The organism is Devosia sp. 919, assembly GCF_013185965.1.
GTDB lineage: Bacteria > Pseudomonadota > Alphaproteobacteria > Rhizobiales > Devosiaceae > Devosia.
In genome coordinates this window covers 357,911-374,949 of the sequence record NZ_JABAOL010000001.1, presented here as the reverse complement: position 1 = coordinate 374,949, position 17,039 = coordinate 357,911, and the positions used below count along the sequence as shown (strand labels likewise).

The window sequence follows — 17,039 nt, the reverse complement described above, 5'->3', positions numbered from 1 at the left end:
CGCCGCTTGAGCCCAGTCGCCAACCCCCTCCCCGCCGCGCTAGACTATCGCGCAAGGCAGCAGCAAGGGGCAGCTATGGACCAGGGCAAATCTTCACCAATTGGCGCGGCGACGGGTGGAGTGCGCAGCGTGCTGCGCCTCGAAGCGCTAGCGGTGCTCGCCGGGGCGACCGCCGCTTATTTCGCCGGCGGCGGCAATCCCTGGCTGTTCGTGCTGCTGTTCTTTGTGCCCGATCTGAGCTTTGCCGGCTATGCCCTCAATGCCAGGGCCGGTGCCGCCGTATACAACACGGCCCACAGCTATGTGCTGGCGGCAGTCCTTGGCGGCCTTGGCTGGGCACTTGGCGTCGAGTTCATCTGGCAGTTTGCCTTGATCCTTGCCGCCCATATCGGTTTTGACCGCGCCCTTGGCTATGGGCTCAAATATGCCTCGGCGTTCAACCACACCCATCTGGGCGCGATCGGCAAGGCCAAGGCGAGCACCGCCCCTGAGGCCTAGAACTCCTCGGCCCTATCCAGCGCCAGCCAGGGCGGCGTTGCGGCGATAGGGGGAGCGACATAGCCAGCGGCGCTCGCCTGCAGCGCTTCAAGCATTGCCGCATAAGGCTCGACCCGCCGGTATTGCGAAGGCACCAGCGCCACGATGCGCCGGGGCGGCGCCTGCACCCGATACAGCGTTACATCGCTCGGCACGCCATCGATCCCCACAGAGGCCAGCGCTGGCGCCAGGCACACCCCTGCCCCGGCGCGCACCAGCCCGATCGCAGTTTCAAACGAGCGGCACTGCGCCACCACTCGGTGCTCGGGCAGGAGGCGCGCATACCAATCGGCCACCCGGCTCGCGTGGCGGCTGCCAAAGCTGAACTGGATGGCCTGGTTGAGCAGCCGCCACCCCTCGGCTGGCAACTGGGCCTGCGGATCGCTCACTCCATCGAGTTTGAGCCCCTTGGGCACCACCAGCACATAGGGGTCTTCGAGCAGCGGCACCTGCACAAAGCCCACGCCGGCCTGCGCCACCGAATTGGCGGCCAAAAGCCCGATCGTCACCCGCCGGCTATATAGCAGGTCAAGGATCTCGCCGGGTGCACTTTCCAGCAGGTCGAATTCGAGGTCAGGAAACTGTCCCTGCAGCGCCCCGATTGCGGGGGGCAGCACCACGCGGAGCACCGAATTGATCCCCGCCAGCCGCAGCGTCAGCCGCTGCCCGGCCCCGAACTGGCCCAGACCGTCCTCGAGTTCGGTGATCGAGCGCAGCACCTGTTCGGCCTTGGGCAACAGATATTGCCCGGCTTCCGTCAGCTCCATCTCGTTGGAGCGGCGGTGAAACAATAGCGTGCCGACATTGGCTTCGAGCTTGGCCAATTGCTGGGACAGCGACGGCTGGGTCAGTCCCAATTGCTTGGCCGCATTGGTGAGGGTTGTCGAGCGGGCCACCGCCCAGAAAATGCGCAGCTGGTGGAGGGTCAGATCCCCGGTTCGCGGCTGCGCCGCGCTCGTGGCCCGCGCGCGACCCCGCGCCTTGCTCCCTGTCTTGGATCCCGGCTTTATCGCCTGCTTGTCATCCATTCCGGATCAAACTTTCTTTTGGCCCGGCCCCTGGCACCAGGGGCCCAGATCTAGCCCAAACCCGCCTCCGCCGCACGGGCAAAGCGCCGCGGGGCGCCCGGTCCCCTCGTCCAGTGCGGCTTGAATAGTTCAACCGCTTGGTCCAACTATCGCCAGCAGCGGCCATCCGGACCGCGGTCTGCCCGCTCTGAATTGCATCGGGTGCCGAAGCCTTGTGCAGCCTAAAGAGGGGGATAGCGGTATGATCGGAGAAGGGCAACCGCCACGGCCGCCGGCCCGCTCAACCACGCCCGCCCGATCCTCGGGCCTCTCGAGCACAGCCCTTGCCGCCCGCGCGCAAACGCGTCGCCGGCGCACCAGCACACTCGTGCTCACGATCCAGATCGGCCTCGTGCTCCTCCTGATCCTGGGCATGTTTGCGCTCAATGCCAGCGCGGGCAATCTGATCATGCCCAAGCCCACCGATATTCTCGATGAAAGCATCAAGCTCTGGTCCGACGGCACCATGCTGCGCGCCTTGGGCGAATCGCTGACCGTGATCGGGCTCGGGTTCCTCCTTTCGGCCAGCACCGGCATTTTGCTGGGCATTGTGCTCGGGGGCTTTCCCCTCGTCGGGCGCATTCTCGACCCGTTCGTCAATGCGATGAACTCGACGCCCGGCGCTGCCTTCATCCCGCTGATCATTGTCTGGTTCGGGCTTTATACCGAAGCCAAGATCGTCGTCGTGTGGAACGCGGCGCTGTTTCCCATTCTCATCAACACCGCTGCCGGCATCGCCAATGCCGACAAGGACCTTGTGGAGATGGCCCGCGCCTTTGGCGCCAAGCGCCTCACCCTCTTTTGGCGCGTCATGGTGCCCGATGCCCTGCCCTCGATCCTGAGTGGCTTGCGGATCGGCGCCGCGATCAGCACCGTCGGCACTGTCATCGCCGAGCTCACCATGGCCCAGTCAGGTCTTGGGGGGCTCTTGGCCGCTGCCGGCAATCGCTTCCAGATGGATCGCTATTTTGCCGTGGTCATCGTCCTCATGGCCCTGGGCACCGCTCTCACCGCCCTCCTACGCTGGGCCGAACGGCGCTTCGGGCGCTGGCGCGTGGCGCAAAGGAACGCCCAATGACCCAAGCCCCCACACTCACCCCCCTGATCTCGCTGCGCGGTGTCGGCAAGAGCTTTCGCGACGGGCAGATCCGCGCGATCGAGAACATCTCGCTCGATATCGCCCCGGGCGAGTTTGTCAGCCTCGTCGGCCCCAGCGGCTGCGGCAAGACCACGCTGCTGCGCATCATCAATGGCCTTACCCCCGCCGATGAGGGGGAGGTCAGCGTGCTCGGTGCCCCACCCGAGCCAGGGCCGGACCTGGCCATGGTGTTTCAGTCCGCCCGCCTCCTGCCCTGGCTGTCGGTGGCCGGCAATATCGAATTTGTGCTCTCGCTGCGCGGCATGAGCCGGCGCGAGCGGGCGCAGCGCGCCTCGGCCCTGCTCGGCGCGGTCGGACTGCGCGATTTTGCCGGCGCCTTTCCCCATGAGCTCTCGGGCGGCATGCAGCAGCGCGTGGGCCTCGCCCGCGCGCTTGCGGTCGAACCCAAAGTGCTGCTGATGGACGAGCCCTTTGCCGCCCTCGACGCCATGACGCGCGAAGTGCTGCGACGCGAGCTTTGGCAGATGTGGTCGCGCCGCGGCATTGCCATTATTTTTGTCACCCACGACATCGATGAAGCGATCCTCTTGTCGCAGCGCATCGTACTGCTGCGCCCGCGCCCCGGCCGGGTCGACGAAATCGTCGATGTGCGCTTGCCCGAGGCGCGCTGGGATACCGATCCGCGCACCCTCCCCCAATTTGCCGAAATGCGCGCCCATCTCTGGGGCCGCATTCACGACATGGTGCGCGATGGCGCCCAGCTCGAGGAACTGGCCGGCGCCTTTCCCCTCGACGACCCGGCGCCCGCCACCAGCGGATAGGAATTTCCTATAGGCCTCATAGAGTGTTAGCGCGCCCCCATCGGTGATCTTATGGGGCGGGCAACCTCCCGGTTTTTTCCGCGCGCGCCCGCGCGCCAAGTGGGGGTGCCAAAGGTACCGGACCACATTGAGCCTGCCACGCGCTGAAAACCTGTCGCCACTTTCCGACGCCGCCTGGAGCTATGAGCTGGCGGCGCATCTGCTGGAGCGCGCCGGTTTTGGTGGAACGCCCCAGGAGATCGGGCAATTGGCCGCGGTGACACCGGCCGCTGCCGTCGCCAGCCTCGTGCACTACCGGCAGCACGACAACAGCCATTTGCCGCCCTTCGAGGAATCTGGGTTCTGGGACCCCACGCTCAAAAATTTTCCGGTCAGCCGGCCCGCGGCCACCACCCTTGCCGCACAAACCGGCGAGGCGATGGGCGTGCGCGCCAAGCCCAGCGGCCCCCGTCCCCTGCAGGCCGTCACCAATCGCTTCTTTTACTGGGCCCGCGCGACGACGCTTGAAACCCGGCGCATCGGCTATTGGTGGCTCGATCGCATGGTGCGCACCAACCGCCCGCTTGAAGAAAAGCTGACCCTGTTCTGGCACGGCCATTTTGCCACCAGCGAAGAAAAGCTGCGCGATTACCGCAAGGCGCTCCTTCAGCTCGGCACTTTGCGCGCCGGGGCCAGCGGCAATTTCGGTGCCCTGCTGGACGCGGTGGCCAAGGATCCGGCCATGCTGGTTTATCTCGATGCCGCCCAGAACGTGAAAGGCGCGCCCAACGAGAATTTCGGCCGCGAGGTCATGGAATTGTTCACCATGGGGGTGGGCAATTACACCGAGGACGATATCCGCGAAGCCGCCCGCGCCTTTACCGGCTGGGGCAATGACGATCTCACCTTTGTGGTCGATCCCGACAAGCACGACACCGGGATCAAGAATTTCCTCGGCCACACCGGCGCCTTTGCCGGCGAGGATATCCTCCGCATCATCCTCAACCAGCCGCAAACCGCCAATTACATCGCCGCCAAGCTCTACCGCTTTTTTGTGCGCGAGCAGATTTCGCCCGACTTCGGCCAAACCCTGGGCGACCTGCTGCGCGCGGGCAATTACGAGATAGCCCCGTTCCTCGAGACCATTTTCCTGTCCGAGGATTTTTATGCCGAGTCCTCGATTGCGGCCCATATCAAGTCCCCGACCGAGCTGATCGTCTCCACCTATCGCAAGCTCGGGATAGCCGAGCTGCCGGGCATTCCCGACCCCTGGAGCGTCGGCAAGACGCTGGGCCAGGTGCTGCTCTATCCCCCCACCGTCGCCGGCTGGGGCGAAGGTCGTGCCTGGATCACGCCGGGGCTCTTGTTCGAGCGCGCCAATTTCGCCCGCGAAGTGATGTTCCCCAATGTAATCGACTTCACCGATCCCCTGTTCAACCCAGGGCGGGTGGTCAAGCGGGTCAATGCGAACATCCTTTCGGGCATGGAGATCACCGCGGCCACTCTCGAGGAAGGCGCCTCGCCCAGCATGGCCGCCGGCATCCAGGAAAGCTTCAATACCCGCTACGGGAGCCTCGTGGGCTACCAGGAGGCGCTGCGCAAGCTCAAGCCGACGCCCCGCGCCCCCGCCCAGTTCAGCCTGTCCGACATGCTGCGCACCGAAGGCGCCGCGACAACGGGCGAGGCGGTCGACCTGCTCGCTCGGCGCTTGCTGCGCGTGCCCCTCGCCCCGCCCGCCCGCGCTGTCCTCATCGAAACGCTCGACGGAGAGCTGGGTACGACGAGCCTTTTGGAAGCCGACACCTATATGGAGCACGGCCTGCGCATGGCCGCCCATCTCATCATGAGCGCACCGCAATATCAGCTGGCCTGACCGGCGGAGACCTTTTCATGGCAAAACCACCCAAACTCAGCGGCACCGACAAGCAAGGCCTTCTGCAAAGCGGCTTTGGCAGCATGGTGCTGGGCGGCGCGGGCGGCATCAGCAGCTCGCCGGTCTGGTCCAGGGTCGCCCAAGCGCAGGCCGATGCCAATGAGCGCATCCTCGTCATCGTCGAGCTGTCGGGCGGCAATGACGGGCTCAACACCGTCATCCCCTTTGGCGATGACGCCTATTACAATGCCCGCCCGCATCTCGGGATCCGCCCCGACAAGCTGCTCAAGATCGACGACCAGTTCGGCTTCCAGAAAACCATGAGCGGCTTTGAGCGGCTCTACAAGGACGGCATGATGGGGATCGTGCATGGCGTGGGCTATGACCAGCCCTCGTTCTCGCACTTCTCCTCCATGGCCTTCTGGCAGACCGGCGCGCCCAATAGCGGCGAGGCCTATGGCTGGCTTGGGCGCATGGCCGATGCCATCGATCCGCTCGGCCACACCACCAATTTCCTCGTCAATATCGACGACAACCAGTCCCTGGCCGTGCGCTCGATGAACCATGTGCCGCTGGTGTTCAACAATCCCGACAACTTCACCCGCCGCGTGCTGCATGAGGAAAAGCCGGCGCTGGGCGTGCTCGACGCCCGCTTCGGCAATGGCGGGCGCAACCCCGCCGAGGATTTCCTCTTTGATGTGGCGGCCAGCGCCAACAGCTCCGAGCATCTGGTGCGCGAGGCCTGGAACACCTATTCCAGCCCCATCGATTATGGCCTCGTGCCCTTTGGCCTTGAACGCGTTGCCGCCCTTATTGCCGCCGAGTTCCCCACCAAGGTCTACTACGTCCCTTATCGCAACAATGCCTTTGATACCCATGTCTATCAGGGCGACACCCATGCCCGGCTCTGGGCCTATACCTCCGACCACATCGCCGCCTTTGTGCGCGACATGGAGCGGGTCGGGCGCGGCGATGACGTGGTTGTCATGGTGTTCAGCGAGTTCGGCCGCCGCGTCGCCGAAAACACCAGCCTTGGCACCGATCACGGCACCGCGGGCCCCGCCTTTGTGATCGGCAAGCCGGTCCTGGGCGGCCACTATGGCGGCGTGCCCAGCCTCACCGATCTCGACGACGGCAACCTTAAATTCACCACCGATTACCGCCGCATCTATTCGACCCTCATCGAGGGCTGGATGGGCCATGAGCATCCCTCGGGCATCCTCAAAAGCGAGTTCAGCTCCATCCCCCTCTTTGCCCCCAAACACTAACCCGGACCCAACAGTCCAACCCGTCACCAGAAAGTAGTGCCATGTCCGCTCACCCCACCCGCCCCCTTGCCGCCGCCCTTGCCACCGGTTTGACCCTCGCCAGCCTGCTCGGCAGCACCGCCCTCGCCCAATCCACCGATCTGCCCGAGATCAACCTGGCGCTCGCCAGCACCGACGCCAATTTCAACCCCACCACCGGCTCCATTTTCCGCATCGCCCAGGATATGGGCTTTTACGAAAAGCACGGGGTCAAGGTGAATGTCGTCACCCTTGATGGCACGCCCCAGGCGGTCGCCGCGCTCAATTCGGGTGCCGTTGATGTGGCCGATATCACCATTGAATCGGCCATCCGCCTGCGCGCCGAAAACGACGTGCCGATCCGCGGCATCACCGCGGTGTCTTCCGGCAGCGCCTTTCTCATGGCCGCCAAGGACGACATCGAAACGGTCGAGGACCTCGCAGGGCGTTCCTTTGCCATCGCCGATAGCGGCAGCCTTGATCACAACCTGACCGTGGCGGTCCTCAACAGCTACGACATCCCGACCGACGCGCCCAATTTCGTCGCCATCGGCGCGCCCGATATCCGCGTCCAGGCGCTGGCCGCCGGCCAGGTCGATGCCACTACCGTCTCGTTCGGCACCTATCAGTCGATTGCCGACGTGGAAGGCATCCATGTGCTGGTGGATGCCGATGACTTTGCCGAGCGCTCCCCCGGCCAGGCCAAGTTCGTCGCCGCGCTCGAGCCCACGATCGAAGCCAAGCGCGACGCGCTGCAGCGCTTCACCGATGCCCTGGCCGATGCCGCCCGCGCCATGCAGAACGATCCCGCCACCTGGGAAGCCGCCATTGCCGCCGCCCGCGATGACCTTTCCCCCGAAGCCATCTCCGCCACCGCCGCGCTTAACACCTCGCGCTGGTGCGTCAATGGCTGCATGAACCCGGACAATCTGGCCGCTGCGGTCGAGTTCGCCTATGCCAATCCGGAATTTGCCGAAATCGCTCCCGTTCCGCTCGACGAGCTGGTTGACCTCAGTTTCAACGAAAAGATGCTGGAAAACCTTGGCGTGTTTGAAGGCGACGTGCTCGACAAGCGCTAAGCCAACCCAGCGCAGCCGCGTTTCCCGCCTCAAGCCGGAGCCGCGGCTGCCACGACCCGACGGAGCCAGCCGATCCCGACCGATACCACTACCCTGATTATCCTGGGCCTTGTTGGCCTTGTCGTGGTCTGGCTCGTTTTCACCGTCCTGCGCAAAATCTTCGGCGTCTTGCTGGTGGTGGCGCTGGGTGCCGGCGGCCTCGTGGCGTGGAACAATCCGGCCCTGCTTGCCAGCTTGACTGATACACTCGCCGCCTTTGCCGGCGGGCGCTGAAAAGCTCCAATATCGGTTGCAGTTGATCCCCCCGGGTAACACCGCATTAACTGTGCTCAGCAGCTGCAATCTTGCGCTTAAACCTTTTTCATCTTCCGGCCGTAACTTTGAGCTACGCAACAACGGACGATAAAGGCAAAGCGTGATGCAGCAGGATGAAGGCGAGCGGCTCCGGGCGCTCAATGATTTGGGTCTGCTCAACACAGCACCCAGCGAAAGCTTTGATCGCATCACGCGCATGGCCAGCCAGATTTTTGGTGCCCCCATCGCCGCGGTCTCGCTGACCGACAAGGACCGGCAATGGTTCAAGTCGCGCGTAGGCTGCGGCACCGAGATTCCGCGCGACCGCGCTCCCTGCGCTGAAGTCACGCGCCTGGGCGATGTGCTGGTGGTTTCCGACCTTTCCCAGGATCCGCGCTTCAAGGGCAATGTGCTCGACCAGAGCGGCGTGCGCTTTTATGCCGGCGCGCCCCTGACCACGCGTGACGGGTTCACCCTGGGCGCCATGTGCGTCCTTGATACCAAGCCGCGCACCATTACCCCCGAACAAGCGCGCATCCTCACCGATCTGGCTGCCATGGTCATGGCGCAGGTCGAGCTGCAGCATGCCCTGGGGCGCATCGATCCGGCCAGTGGCCTGCCCAACCGCAACCAGTTTGCCGAAGACCTCGAGGATCTCAGCCGCGACCATGCCGGGCAGGAGCGCATCGCCATGCTGGTGGATCTGGTCGAGCCCGTTCAGCTCAACCAGTCCATGCGCATTCTTGGCCCCGCCTATCTCGACACCATGATCAAGACCGCCGCCGGCGCCATCAAGGAGCGCCTCAAAGGCGAAGCCACCCTTTATCAGGTCGGCGTCACCCAGTTCGCGACGGTCCTCGGCGGCCACAATCCCCAGGTGCTGTTCGATCAGGTCCAAGCCCATTTCGCGGAAGTGGCCGAAACAGCCCTTGGGCGCGACCGCGCCGCTTCGGCGCCGGTGGTAGGCCTGATGCCCTTCCGCCTCGGCGAAGTCTCGCCCGCCCAGGTCCTGCGCGCCGCGCTTGGGGCCGCCCAGGATGCACGCGACGCCGGCAAAAGCGTCGGGCTGTATTCGGTGGCGCTCGATGATGCCCATCAGCGGCGCTATGCCCTGCTCGATGGCCTCCATGATGCCCTGCTTGCCCCCGACCAGCTCAGCCTTCACTTCCAGCCGCGCATCGATCTGCGCACCGGGCGGTGCGATGGCGTTGAAGCGCTGCTGCGCTGGCAGCATCCCGCCCTGGGCAATGTTGCCCCCGGCGAGTTCATTCCCCTGGCCGAAGCCACTGAACTGGCGCGTCCCCTGACCCAATGGGTGATCGAGGCGGCGCTCCAACAGGCCGCCGCCTGGCGCGCCGCCGGGCTCGAGCTCAAGATTTCGGTCAATGTATCGCCAGCCAATCTCGAGGAAGCCGATTTTGCCGAGCGGCTGGGCGAGGCCCTTGCCCGCTACGCCGTGCCCGCCCAGGCGCTCGAAATCGAATTCACCGAAAGTGGGCTGATCCGCAACCAGGGGCGGATCCTCACCAATCTCGCTGCTATCCGCGCGCTTGGCATTGCCTGCGCCATTGATGATTTCGGCACCGGTTACAGCAGCTTTTCCTATCTCAAGGACATTCCTGCCGAGATCATCAAGATCGACCAGAGCTTTATCCGGACCCTCGTGCCCGGTGGTGCCGACAGTGCGCTGGTCAGGGGCATGATCACCATGGCCCAGGAGCTTGGTTTGCGCGTCGTGGCCGAAGGGGTGGAAACCCAGCTAGCCTATGATTTCCTGTGCGAGGCCGGTTGCGATGAAGCCCAGGGCTACCTGATCTCGCGGCCGGTGCCCGCCCCAGCCTTCACCGCCTGGTTGCACGCCCGCGACCCCGGCACCAAGCACCACGTCGCGGCATGAGCAAGCGCCTGGCCATGCAGCTCGATTTTTCCGCCACCGGACGCCTGCGCGTTTGGCTGGTTACCCTTGCCGGGATGATCTTCTGCGCGGGCGCGGCGCTGTTCGTGGACTCCTTCAATTTCCCCACCATGACCGCTGACGAGTTCCGGCGGGCCATAGCAGTCGACCTGTTGCTGCCCAGTGCACTGGCAGGCCCGCTGCTGTTCTTGCTGATGAGCAAGATCCGGCAATTGGCCATCGCCCAGCGCGACCTTGCCAAGCTGGCGTCTACCGATAGCCTGACCGCCGTGCTCAATCGGGGCGCCTTCACCATGATGGTGGACGCATATCTCGAGCAGTCGCGCGCCCATGCCAATCTGCGCTCGGGTGCGCTGCTGGTGATCGATGCCGATCACTTCAAGAACATCAATGATCGGTTCGGCCACCAACTGGGCGATGAGGCGCTCAAGCTGATTGCCGGCACCATCAAGGGCATGCTGCGCGGGGCCGATATTGTGGGGCGCGTCGGGGGCGAGGAATTTGGCGTATTTCTGCCCGGTGCAACCCCCGAGGAAGCGCGAACAGTTGCCGAGCGCATCCGCCAAGCGGTTGGCAGTCTCAAGCTCCCCTTGCCGGCCATATCAGACGAAATCACCGTCAGCATTGGGGGCGTGACTTATAACGGGCTCGCCACCTATGACCATCTGTTCTCGCTGGCGGACGAGCGGCTTTATGGTGCCAAGGCCACCGGGCGCAACCGGGTGCTGTTCCGCCACTTCACCGATCCGCCACTGGCCGCCTGAACCCCGAGGGCTGGTCACCTGGCATCACGACGCGCGTGCGCAGTTGCGCACGACAGCTGCGGCAATCTCGGGCATGTCCATTTCGAGCAGTTCGTGGCCGCGCTTGGGCAGGATGATCAGCTCCGCGCCGGGCACGGCGGCGGCGCTGGTGCGTGCTGCGGCGAGAGAAATTACCGGGTCTTGGCTGCCATGCACCACCAGGAGCGGCAGCCGTAAATCAGCCGCGCTCAAGCCCGGATCAAGTTCGCCCCCGACCGAGCCGTGATTAAAGGCACTGGCCATGCTTTGCGTTCGGCTCAGCTCCTGTTCGATCCGGGCGCTCGCAGCATCGGTGTCGAACGGCACGGCAGTACCGGCGCAGAGTTCGGCATCGCGCAGCATAAAGCGTCGAACCGCGGCAGCGTCGCTCCAGTCAACCGAGCCGAAAGTGTCGAAATGCTCGAGCAGTGCGGGCGCAATCCCCTCGCCTTGGTAGTTCATGCCCAGCGGTTCGGCCGAAAGCAGGGCCAGCGTCGCGACGCGCTCGGGATGCTGCAGCGCCACGATCTGGGCGAGATACCCGCCCAGCGACATGCCCACCAGATGGGCTCGACGCACCCCGTAGGCGTCCAGGATCGCGACCAGATCGTCGGCAAGCTCCTGGATGGTGTAGCGGATATCCCCAGGCGGGTTGGTCGTGGAGGCGCCAGTATCGCGATGATCAAACCGGATCACCTGAAACCCCGCGTCCGCCAGCGCCTGCACCAGCGCTTGAGGCCACCACACCATGGATGCCGTGGCGCCCATGACGAGGAGGATCGTGCCTTCCAGCCGCTCCCCTTCCGCCACACTTGCCAGTTGCGCTCCACCACTGCTTGCTATCATGCGCATTTCAGCTCTCCTCTTGGACCAAAAAGCCGCGTTGGCGCGGCGGCTCCATTGAGCCGCCAGGGATATCTAGCGGCCGCCGACCTCCGCGGGATCAAGGAAACCGCCCGATTGCCGCTGCCAGAGTTGGGCATAGGTCTTGCCATGCGCCAAGAGCTCGGCATGGGTGCCCTGCTCGATGATCCGGCCCTTTTCCAGCACCACCAACCGATCCATGGCGGCAATGGTGGAAAGGCGATGGGCAATGGCGATCACGGTTTTGCCTGCCATCAATCGTTCCAGCTGGCTTTGGATCGCCGCTTCCACCTCGCTGTCCAGCGCGGAAGTCGCCTCGTCCAGCACCAGGATGGGCGCGTTCTTCAGCAGCACCCGGGCAATCGCCACCCGCTGGCGTTGCCCACCCGATAGCTTGACGCCGCGCTCGCCGACCTGCGCGTCGTAACCGGTGCGTCCACGGTGATCGACCAGGGTTTCGATGAACTCGTCGGCCTCCGCCATTTCGGCGGCGCTGACCATTTCGGCGTCGCTCGCCTCGGGCCGGCCAAAGACGATATTGGCGCGCACCGAGCGGTGCAGCAGCGCAGTGTCCTGCGTGACGACGCCGATATTGGCGCGCAGCGAGGCCTGGGTCACCCCGGCAATGTCCTGCCCGTCAATGGTGATCCGGCCCCCTTCGAGGTCGTAAAAGCGCAGCAACAAGTTCACGAGCGTCGACTTGCCCGCTCCCGAGCGCCCGATCAGCCCGATCCGTTCGCCCGGGGCGATATCGAGATTGAGCCCCTCGATCACGCCCTGTGTTTGGCCATAGTGAAACGAGATGTTCTCGAAGCTGATCGCGCCTTGCGTCACCACCAGCGGCTTGGCATCGGGCGCATCCACCAGTGCCAGCGGCCGGGCGATCAGTTCGGCCGAGTTCTGCGCCGTGCCATAATTGCGCATCAATCCGTTGAGCTGGTTCATCATGCGCCCCAGCAGATTGTAGAGCCGCAGCACCAGCCCGAGGGTAAAGGCGACCCCGCCAACCGAGATCAGCCCTTGCGTCCACAAATGCACGGAAAGGGCACCGATCCCGGCAATGGCAATGCCCGACAGCATGCCCATGGCCGAGCGCACGCCCACCAGCGTACGCGCGAGGCTGCGCATGGCTTCGATGAAGCCGTCAAAGCCGCGGCGCACAAAGCGGTCGTCTTCATCGCTCGAGCCAAAGAGTTTCAGCGTCTGGATATTGGCAAAGCTATCAACGATCCGGCCATTGAGCGCCGAGGCCGCTTCCGCCGCCTGCGCCGAGCGCTGGCGCATGCGCGGCACGTAATACCAGGCCAGCAGCGAAAAGGCGAAGATCCAGAGCGCTACTGCGGCGCCCAGCCGCCAGTCGAGTTGCCCCACCAGCACCAGCGTTGTCAGCGCATAAACGGCGATGAACCACACGACCTGGAGCAGTGCGACCATGAAATCGCCCACCGCTCCGCCGCTTTGCCAGACTTTGCTGGCAATGGCGCCGGAAAAGTCGTTCTGAAAGAGCGACAGGCTTTGCCGGATCACATGCGAATAGGCCTGCCAGCGCACAAGGTTGTAAAACCCGAGATTAACCGTCTGCTCTTCCACCGCCGCCGAAAGCCAGGTGACAATGAAGCGCACAACGAGCACCACCACCAGCATGATGCCAAGCTCGGTACCCGCGCTGGCGAGGAGGCCATTCCAGCCCGCCTCCTGATTGGCGGCGTCCAGAATATCGACCAGCCGCCCGACATAATAAAACAGCGCCGCTTCCACCAGCGCCACTGCCCCGCCCAGCACCAGAAGCGCAAGGAACGGCAGCTTGGCCTGGCGCACATAATGCCAGAAAAACTGCGGCCCCGTGCGGGGAGGCTGCAGCGTCGTGGGCGCCCGAAACGGGTCAATCCAGGATTCGAACAGGCGATGAAGGGGCGTCAACACACTCATGGCCCCACCCTAGTCCCCGCCGCCATGCGCAACAACGCTCCGCAAAGAAGAGCCGCCCGCGGCAGGCCGGGGCGGCAAGTTGGCTTGGAGGTTCAACAAAACCAGCCCGCGGACGATGGGCGCCAGATCTTAAGATTGTGTTGCACCCGATCCCCCACTCCACCGCCACACCCGCAGCAGTGGAAAAGCGGGGCTAGAGCGCGTGGCCGTCCTTGTCGAACAAATGCACCCGCGCGGGATCGATAAAGGTTTCGATATCCGAGCCCAACGCAAACTGCCGCTGCCCCTCCAGCACAATGGTCAGCGCCTGCCCGTCGGCCGTCGTGGCATAAACCACGGTCTGGCCCCCCAAGCTTTCCACCAGATCCACCCGCACGCTCGCCAGCCGCGTGCCGGCGCCTGGGGTCACGCTGATATGCTCGGGCCGGATGCCGAGCGTCGTTGCCCCGCCTGCCGCGCGATTGAGGCTCATCCGGTCGCCCGCGACCTGCAGCTCATTGGCATTGCCCTGCGCCTGGGCGGGCAAAAGGTTCATCTTGGGCGAGCCGATAAAGCCCGCCACAAAGAGGTTGCGCGGATTGTTGTAGAGCTCGAGCGGCGCGCCCGCCTGCTCGATGACGCCGGCGCGCAGCACCACGATCTTGTCGGCCATGGTCATGGCCTCGACCTGATCATGGGTCACGTAGATCATGGTATTGCCGAGGTCATTGTGCAGCTTGGCGATTTCGACCCGCATCTGCACGCGCAACTCGGCATCGAGATTGGAGAGCGGCTCGTCGAATAAGAAGATCTTGGGCTCGCGCACAATGGCCCGGCCGATCGCCACGCGCTGCCTTTGCCCGCCCGAAAGCTGCTTGGGCTTGCGTTTGAGCAGCGGCTCAATGCGCAAGATTTCGGCGGCGCGCGCCACCCGCTGCTCGATCTCGGCTTTTGGCGCCCGCGCGGTTTCGAGCCCAAACGCCAGGTTCTGGTAGACCGTCATATGCGGATAAAGCGCATAGCTCTGGAACACCATGGCAATGCCGCGCCGGGCGGCGGGCACTTCGTTCATGCGCTGCCCATCGAGCAGCAGATCGCCCCCGGTGATGGGCTCGAGCCCCGCAATCATGCGCAAAAGCGTGGATTTGCCGCAGCCGGACGGGCCCACAAACACGGTGAACTCTCCCGGCTCGATGCGCAAATCCACCCCATGGATCACTTCCACATCGCCATAGGCCTTGCGGATATTGTCGAGCACGACACTGGTGGCCATGAAACGCTCCTTAAGCCTTTTGGAACTGGGGCGGCACCCAGCTGGAATAGCGGGGATGCTCGGCGCCCAGGGGCAACTCCACATCCTCGTGGGTGGTGGAGGAATGATAAAACGCCGTCACCAATTCGAGCGCCCGGCGCGAATCGGCCGAGGTCACCGGCAGTGGCGCCGTGCCCATCAAGGCGGCATGGAAGCGCGCCATCTGCGTCTGGAAGCGCGAGGGCACATGCTGCCAATCGGCGAGCAGCGCCTCGATTTTTTCACGCGTTTCCGCGGTGCGCGGCAAAATGGTCCAGGGCTTGTTGCCGGGATTATAGGGCTCGTGATCGCTTTCAAAGGTCACGTTCTCAAAGGCCAGCCGCAGCCGCGTGATCTCCTGGGCCGAGCCCAGCGTCGCGGTAAAGCTCCCGAGCGCCCCGTTCTCAAGCTCGAGCGAAGCGGTGACGCAATCTTCCACTTCGATGTCGTTGACCCGCGTCGCCACGCGCCCGAACAGGCGCTTGATGTCGCCCATCAGGTAAGTGAAGAGGTCATGCTGGTGGATGGCGTGGGTCATCAGCACGCCCCCCAGTTCCGTTGCCCATTTGCCGCGCCAGGGCACGGCATAATAATCGGGCCCGCGCGTCCACAGCGTTTCCACCGTGCCCACATAGGGTTTTCCAGCAATCCCCGCATCGATGATGGCCTTGGCCTGCTCGATGCCATCGCCGAACCGGTACTGGAACACCGGCATCAGCATGCCCTTGGACTTCTTTTCCTCGGCGATCACTTCGTCGACCTGGGCGAGCGAGCCGACCAGCGGCTTTTCGCAGATCACATGCTTGCCCGCGCGCAGCGCCGCCAGCACCATGGGGTAATGCAGCATGGGCGGGGTGCAGATATCGATGATGTCGATATCATCCATCGCCAGCACGGCGTCGAACTCGGTTTCGCGCCGCGGCACGCCGAATTCGTCGGCAATGGGGTTCATGCGCTCGGGGTTGAGATCGCAGAGCGCAAGGACGCGGAACTTGTCGGCATTGGGCGCATAGCCCTCGACGATATGGGAGCGGCCAATGCCGCAGCCGATTATGGCGACGTTGAAGATCTCTTTCACTGCTGCCACTCCGTGCCGCGTTCGGCCAGTTGCTGGGCGGTCAGCGCCAGCTGCATGGCATTAAAGCACCGCTCCTGGGGCATCGCCGTTTGCGTGCGGTTCCTGACATCGTCGAGAAATTGCCGGCCAAAGGGCAGCTCGGTCGTCGAGCAATCCACGTGCTGCACGCCTGATTTGTTGACCAGGAACAGGTGATCCGTCCCGGGCCGGCCGGCGATGTCGATATATTTCCTGAGCTCGATATAGCCCTCGGTGCCCAGGATGGTCAGGCGGCCATCACCCCAGGTGGGCAGGCCTTCGGGGGTGAACCAATCAACCCGAATATAGCCGGTGGTGCGCTCGGTGCGCAGATGGGTGTCGCCCACATCCTGCAGGCCCGGGCGATCGGGATGGGCGCGGTTGGCGACGCTCGCCGAAACCACTTCCGCGTTCATGCTATTGGAAAAGAACAGGAACTGCTCGAACTGATGGCTGGCGATATCGCAGAGGATGCCGCCATAGCAGCTGCGATCGAAAAACCAATCAGGGCGTTGATTGTTGCGGATCGCGTGGGGGCCCAGGCCCACCGTGTTGATCACTTCGCCAATTGCACCCGCGGCAATCAGATTGCCCGCTTCGACGGTGGCGCGCACCTCGAAATGCTCGGAATAGAGCACCCCATAAATGCGGCCCGTCTCCGCTTGCACCTGCTTGATCTCTTCGAGCTGGGCAAAGCTCGTCATGCCCGGCTTGTCGGACAGCACATCCTTGCCATGCTGCATGGCGGCAATGGAAATGGCCGCCCGCTCGGCGGGAATGGCCGAGGTCAGGATCACCGCGATGCTCTCGTCCTCAAGGATCGCCTTGGGATCGGCAACCCGCCGCGCCTGCGGGTATTTTCCCGCGAACTGGCCCGCCAGATCGTCCTCGGGCGCATGAAACGCCACGAGCTCGGCACCGGCATCGAGCAGGCAATTGACCTGCCCATAGATATGGCTGTGATTGATGCCGATGGCGGCAATCTTGATGGTCATGGTCTACTCAGTTTTTTTGAACCGGGAGTGTCGGACTGTTCTTCCCCTCCCCCTTGAGGGGAGGGGTCAGGGGTGGGGGTGCCGGCCGTTCCCCCAGAGTGGAGCGCAGAATGGGCCCGAACCCCCACCCCGGCGCTCCCCTCAAGGGGGAGG

15 protein-coding genes are annotated in these 17,039 nt (G+C 64.2%); 9 read left to right on the top strand and 6 right to left on the bottom strand.

The features are described from left to right. Positions 1-75: 75 nt before the first annotated feature. Positions 76-498, top strand: a complete 423-nt coding sequence (locus tag HRQ64_RS01840; protein WP_172121789.1) for a DUF4260 domain-containing protein — start codon at positions 76-78, stop codon at positions 496-498. Here the strand turns inward: HRQ64_RS01840 and HRQ64_RS01835 are convergent. Beyond that, the gene (locus HRQ64_RS01835) at positions 495-1,565 is read right to left on the bottom strand and encodes a LysR family transcriptional regulator (RefSeq protein WP_172121788.1); all 1,071 of its coding nucleotides are present in this window, start codon (positions 1,563-1,565) and stop codon (positions 495-497) included. The genes HRQ64_RS01840 and HRQ64_RS01835 overlap by 4 nt on opposite strands. A 241-nt stretch (positions 1,566-1,806) precedes the next feature. On the opposite strand from HRQ64_RS01835, the gene HRQ64_RS01830 reads away from it, so the two are divergent. From HRQ64_RS01830 to HRQ64_RS01795, 8 genes are all read left to right on the top strand, one after another. Next, a complete protein-coding gene (locus HRQ64_RS01830; protein WP_172121787.1) occupies positions 1,807-2,682 on the top strand; it encodes an ABC transporter permease in 876 nt (291 codons plus the stop codon). Next, positions 2,679-3,524 carry an ABC transporter ATP-binding protein gene (locus tag HRQ64_RS01825; protein WP_172121786.1) on the top strand — a complete coding sequence of 282 codons (846 nt, stop codon included), beginning with the start codon at positions 2,679-2,681 and terminating at the stop codon, positions 3,522-3,524. The genes HRQ64_RS01830 and HRQ64_RS01825 overlap by 4 nt, the downstream gene beginning before the upstream one ends. A gap of 127 nt (positions 3,525-3,651) precedes the next feature. Then, complete coding sequence (locus HRQ64_RS01820; RefSeq protein WP_172121785.1) at positions 3,652-5,376, top strand: DUF1800 domain-containing protein; 1,725 nt, start codon at positions 3,652-3,654, stop codon at positions 5,374-5,376. A gap of 17 nt (positions 5,377-5,393) precedes the next feature. Continuing rightward, the gene (locus tag HRQ64_RS01815) at positions 5,394-6,644 is read left to right on the top strand and encodes a DUF1501 domain-containing protein (protein WP_172121784.1); all 1,251 of its coding nucleotides are present in this window, start codon (positions 5,394-5,396) and stop codon (positions 6,642-6,644) included. A gap of 41 nt (positions 6,645-6,685) precedes the next feature. Next, positions 6,686-7,741, top strand: a complete 1,056-nt coding sequence (locus HRQ64_RS01810; protein ID WP_172121783.1) for an ABC transporter substrate-binding protein — start codon at positions 6,686-6,688, stop codon at positions 7,739-7,741. Between the two features lie 123 nt (positions 7,742-7,864). Next, entirely contained in the window at positions 7,865-8,014 is a 150-nt protein-coding gene (locus HRQ64_RS01805; protein ID WP_172121782.1) for a hypothetical protein, read from the top strand. A 145-nt stretch (positions 8,015-8,159) separates the two neighbouring features. Beyond that, positions 8,160-9,932, top strand: coding sequence for a GGDEF and EAL domain-containing protein (locus tag HRQ64_RS01800; RefSeq protein WP_172121781.1), 1,773 nt, complete (start codon positions 8,160-8,162; stop codon positions 9,930-9,932). Continuing rightward, the gene (locus HRQ64_RS01795; protein ID WP_248307153.1) at positions 9,929-10,714 is read left to right on the top strand and encodes a GGDEF domain-containing protein; all 786 of its coding nucleotides are present in this window, start codon (positions 9,929-9,931) and stop codon (positions 10,712-10,714) included. Before HRQ64_RS01800 ends, HRQ64_RS01795 begins: the two co-directional genes overlap by 4 nt. Before the next feature lie 24 nt (positions 10,715-10,738). On the opposite strand, the gene HRQ64_RS01790 is transcribed toward HRQ64_RS01795, so the two are convergent. The 5 genes from HRQ64_RS01790 to HRQ64_RS01770 all read right to left on the bottom strand — a co-directional run bounded on the left by HRQ64_RS01790 (position 10,739) and on the right by HRQ64_RS01770 (position 16,886). Further along, the gene (locus HRQ64_RS01790; RefSeq protein ID WP_172121780.1) at positions 10,739-11,584 is read right to left on the bottom strand and encodes an alpha/beta hydrolase; all 846 of its coding nucleotides are present in this window, start codon (positions 11,582-11,584) and stop codon (positions 10,739-10,741) included. Positions 11,585-11,650: 66 nt separating this feature from the next. Further along, positions 11,651-13,525, bottom strand: a complete 1,875-nt coding sequence (locus HRQ64_RS01785; protein ID WP_172121779.1) for an ABC transporter ATP-binding protein — start codon at positions 13,523-13,525, stop codon at positions 11,651-11,653. Between the two features lie 193 nt (positions 13,526-13,718). After that, a complete protein-coding gene (ugpC, locus tag HRQ64_RS01780) occupies positions 13,719-14,777 on the bottom strand; it encodes a sn-glycerol-3-phosphate ABC transporter ATP-binding protein UgpC (protein WP_172121778.1) in 1,059 nt (352 codons plus the stop codon). A 10-nt stretch (positions 14,778-14,787) separates the two neighbouring features. After that, complete coding sequence (locus HRQ64_RS01775; protein WP_172121777.1) at positions 14,788-15,873, bottom strand: Gfo/Idh/MocA family oxidoreductase; 1,086 nt, start codon at positions 15,871-15,873, stop codon at positions 14,788-14,790. Continuing rightward, on the bottom strand, positions 15,870-16,886 hold the full coding sequence (locus tag HRQ64_RS01770) for a Gfo/Idh/MocA family oxidoreductase (protein ID WP_172121776.1): 1,017 nt from the start codon (positions 16,884-16,886) through the stop codon (positions 15,870-15,872). The genes HRQ64_RS01775 and HRQ64_RS01770 overlap by 4 nt, the downstream gene beginning before the upstream one ends. Positions 16,887-17,039: the final 153 nt, after the last annotated feature.

Bases quoted from the DNA above. Each gene is read 5' to 3' on its own strand.
- HRQ64_RS01810 (WP_172121783.1), top strand. From the start codon at position 6,686: ATGTCCGCTCACCCCACCCGCCCCCTTGCCGCCGCCCTTGCCACCGGT.
- HRQ64_RS01770 (WP_172121776.1), bottom strand. From the start codon at position 16,886: ATGACCATCAAGATTGCCGCCATCGGCATCAATCACAGCCATATCTAT.
- HRQ64_RS01835 (WP_172121788.1), bottom strand. From the start codon at position 1,565: ATGGATGACAAGCAGGCGATAAAGCCGGGATCCAAGACAGGGAGCAAG.
- HRQ64_RS01800 (WP_172121781.1), top strand. From the start codon at position 8,160: ATGCAGCAGGATGAAGGCGAGCGGCTCCGGGCGCTCAATGATTTGGGT.
- HRQ64_RS01840 (WP_172121789.1), top strand. From the start codon at position 76: ATGGACCAGGGCAAATCTTCACCAATTGGCGCGGCGACGGGTGGAGTG.
- ugpC (WP_172121778.1), bottom strand. From the start codon at position 14,777: ATGGCCACCAGTGTCGTGCTCGACAATATCCGCAAGGCCTATGGCGAT.
- HRQ64_RS01830 (WP_172121787.1), top strand. From the start codon at position 1,807: ATGATCGGAGAAGGGCAACCGCCACGGCCGCCGGCCCGCTCAACCACG.
- HRQ64_RS01825 (WP_172121786.1), top strand. From the start codon at position 2,679: ATGACCCAAGCCCCCACACTCACCCCCCTGATCTCGCTGCGCGGTGTC.
- HRQ64_RS01795 (WP_248307153.1), top strand. From the start codon at position 9,929: ATGAGCAAGCGCCTGGCCATGCAGCTCGATTTTTCCGCCACCGGACGC.
- HRQ64_RS01785 (WP_172121779.1), bottom strand. From the start codon at position 13,525: ATGAGTGTGTTGACGCCCCTTCATCGCCTGTTCGAATCCTGGATTGAC.
- HRQ64_RS01790 (WP_172121780.1), bottom strand. From the start codon at position 11,584: ATGCGCATGATAGCAAGCAGTGGTGGAGCGCAACTGGCAAGTGTGGCG.
- HRQ64_RS01815 (WP_172121784.1), top strand. From the start codon at position 5,394: ATGGCAAAACCACCCAAACTCAGCGGCACCGACAAGCAAGGCCTTCTG.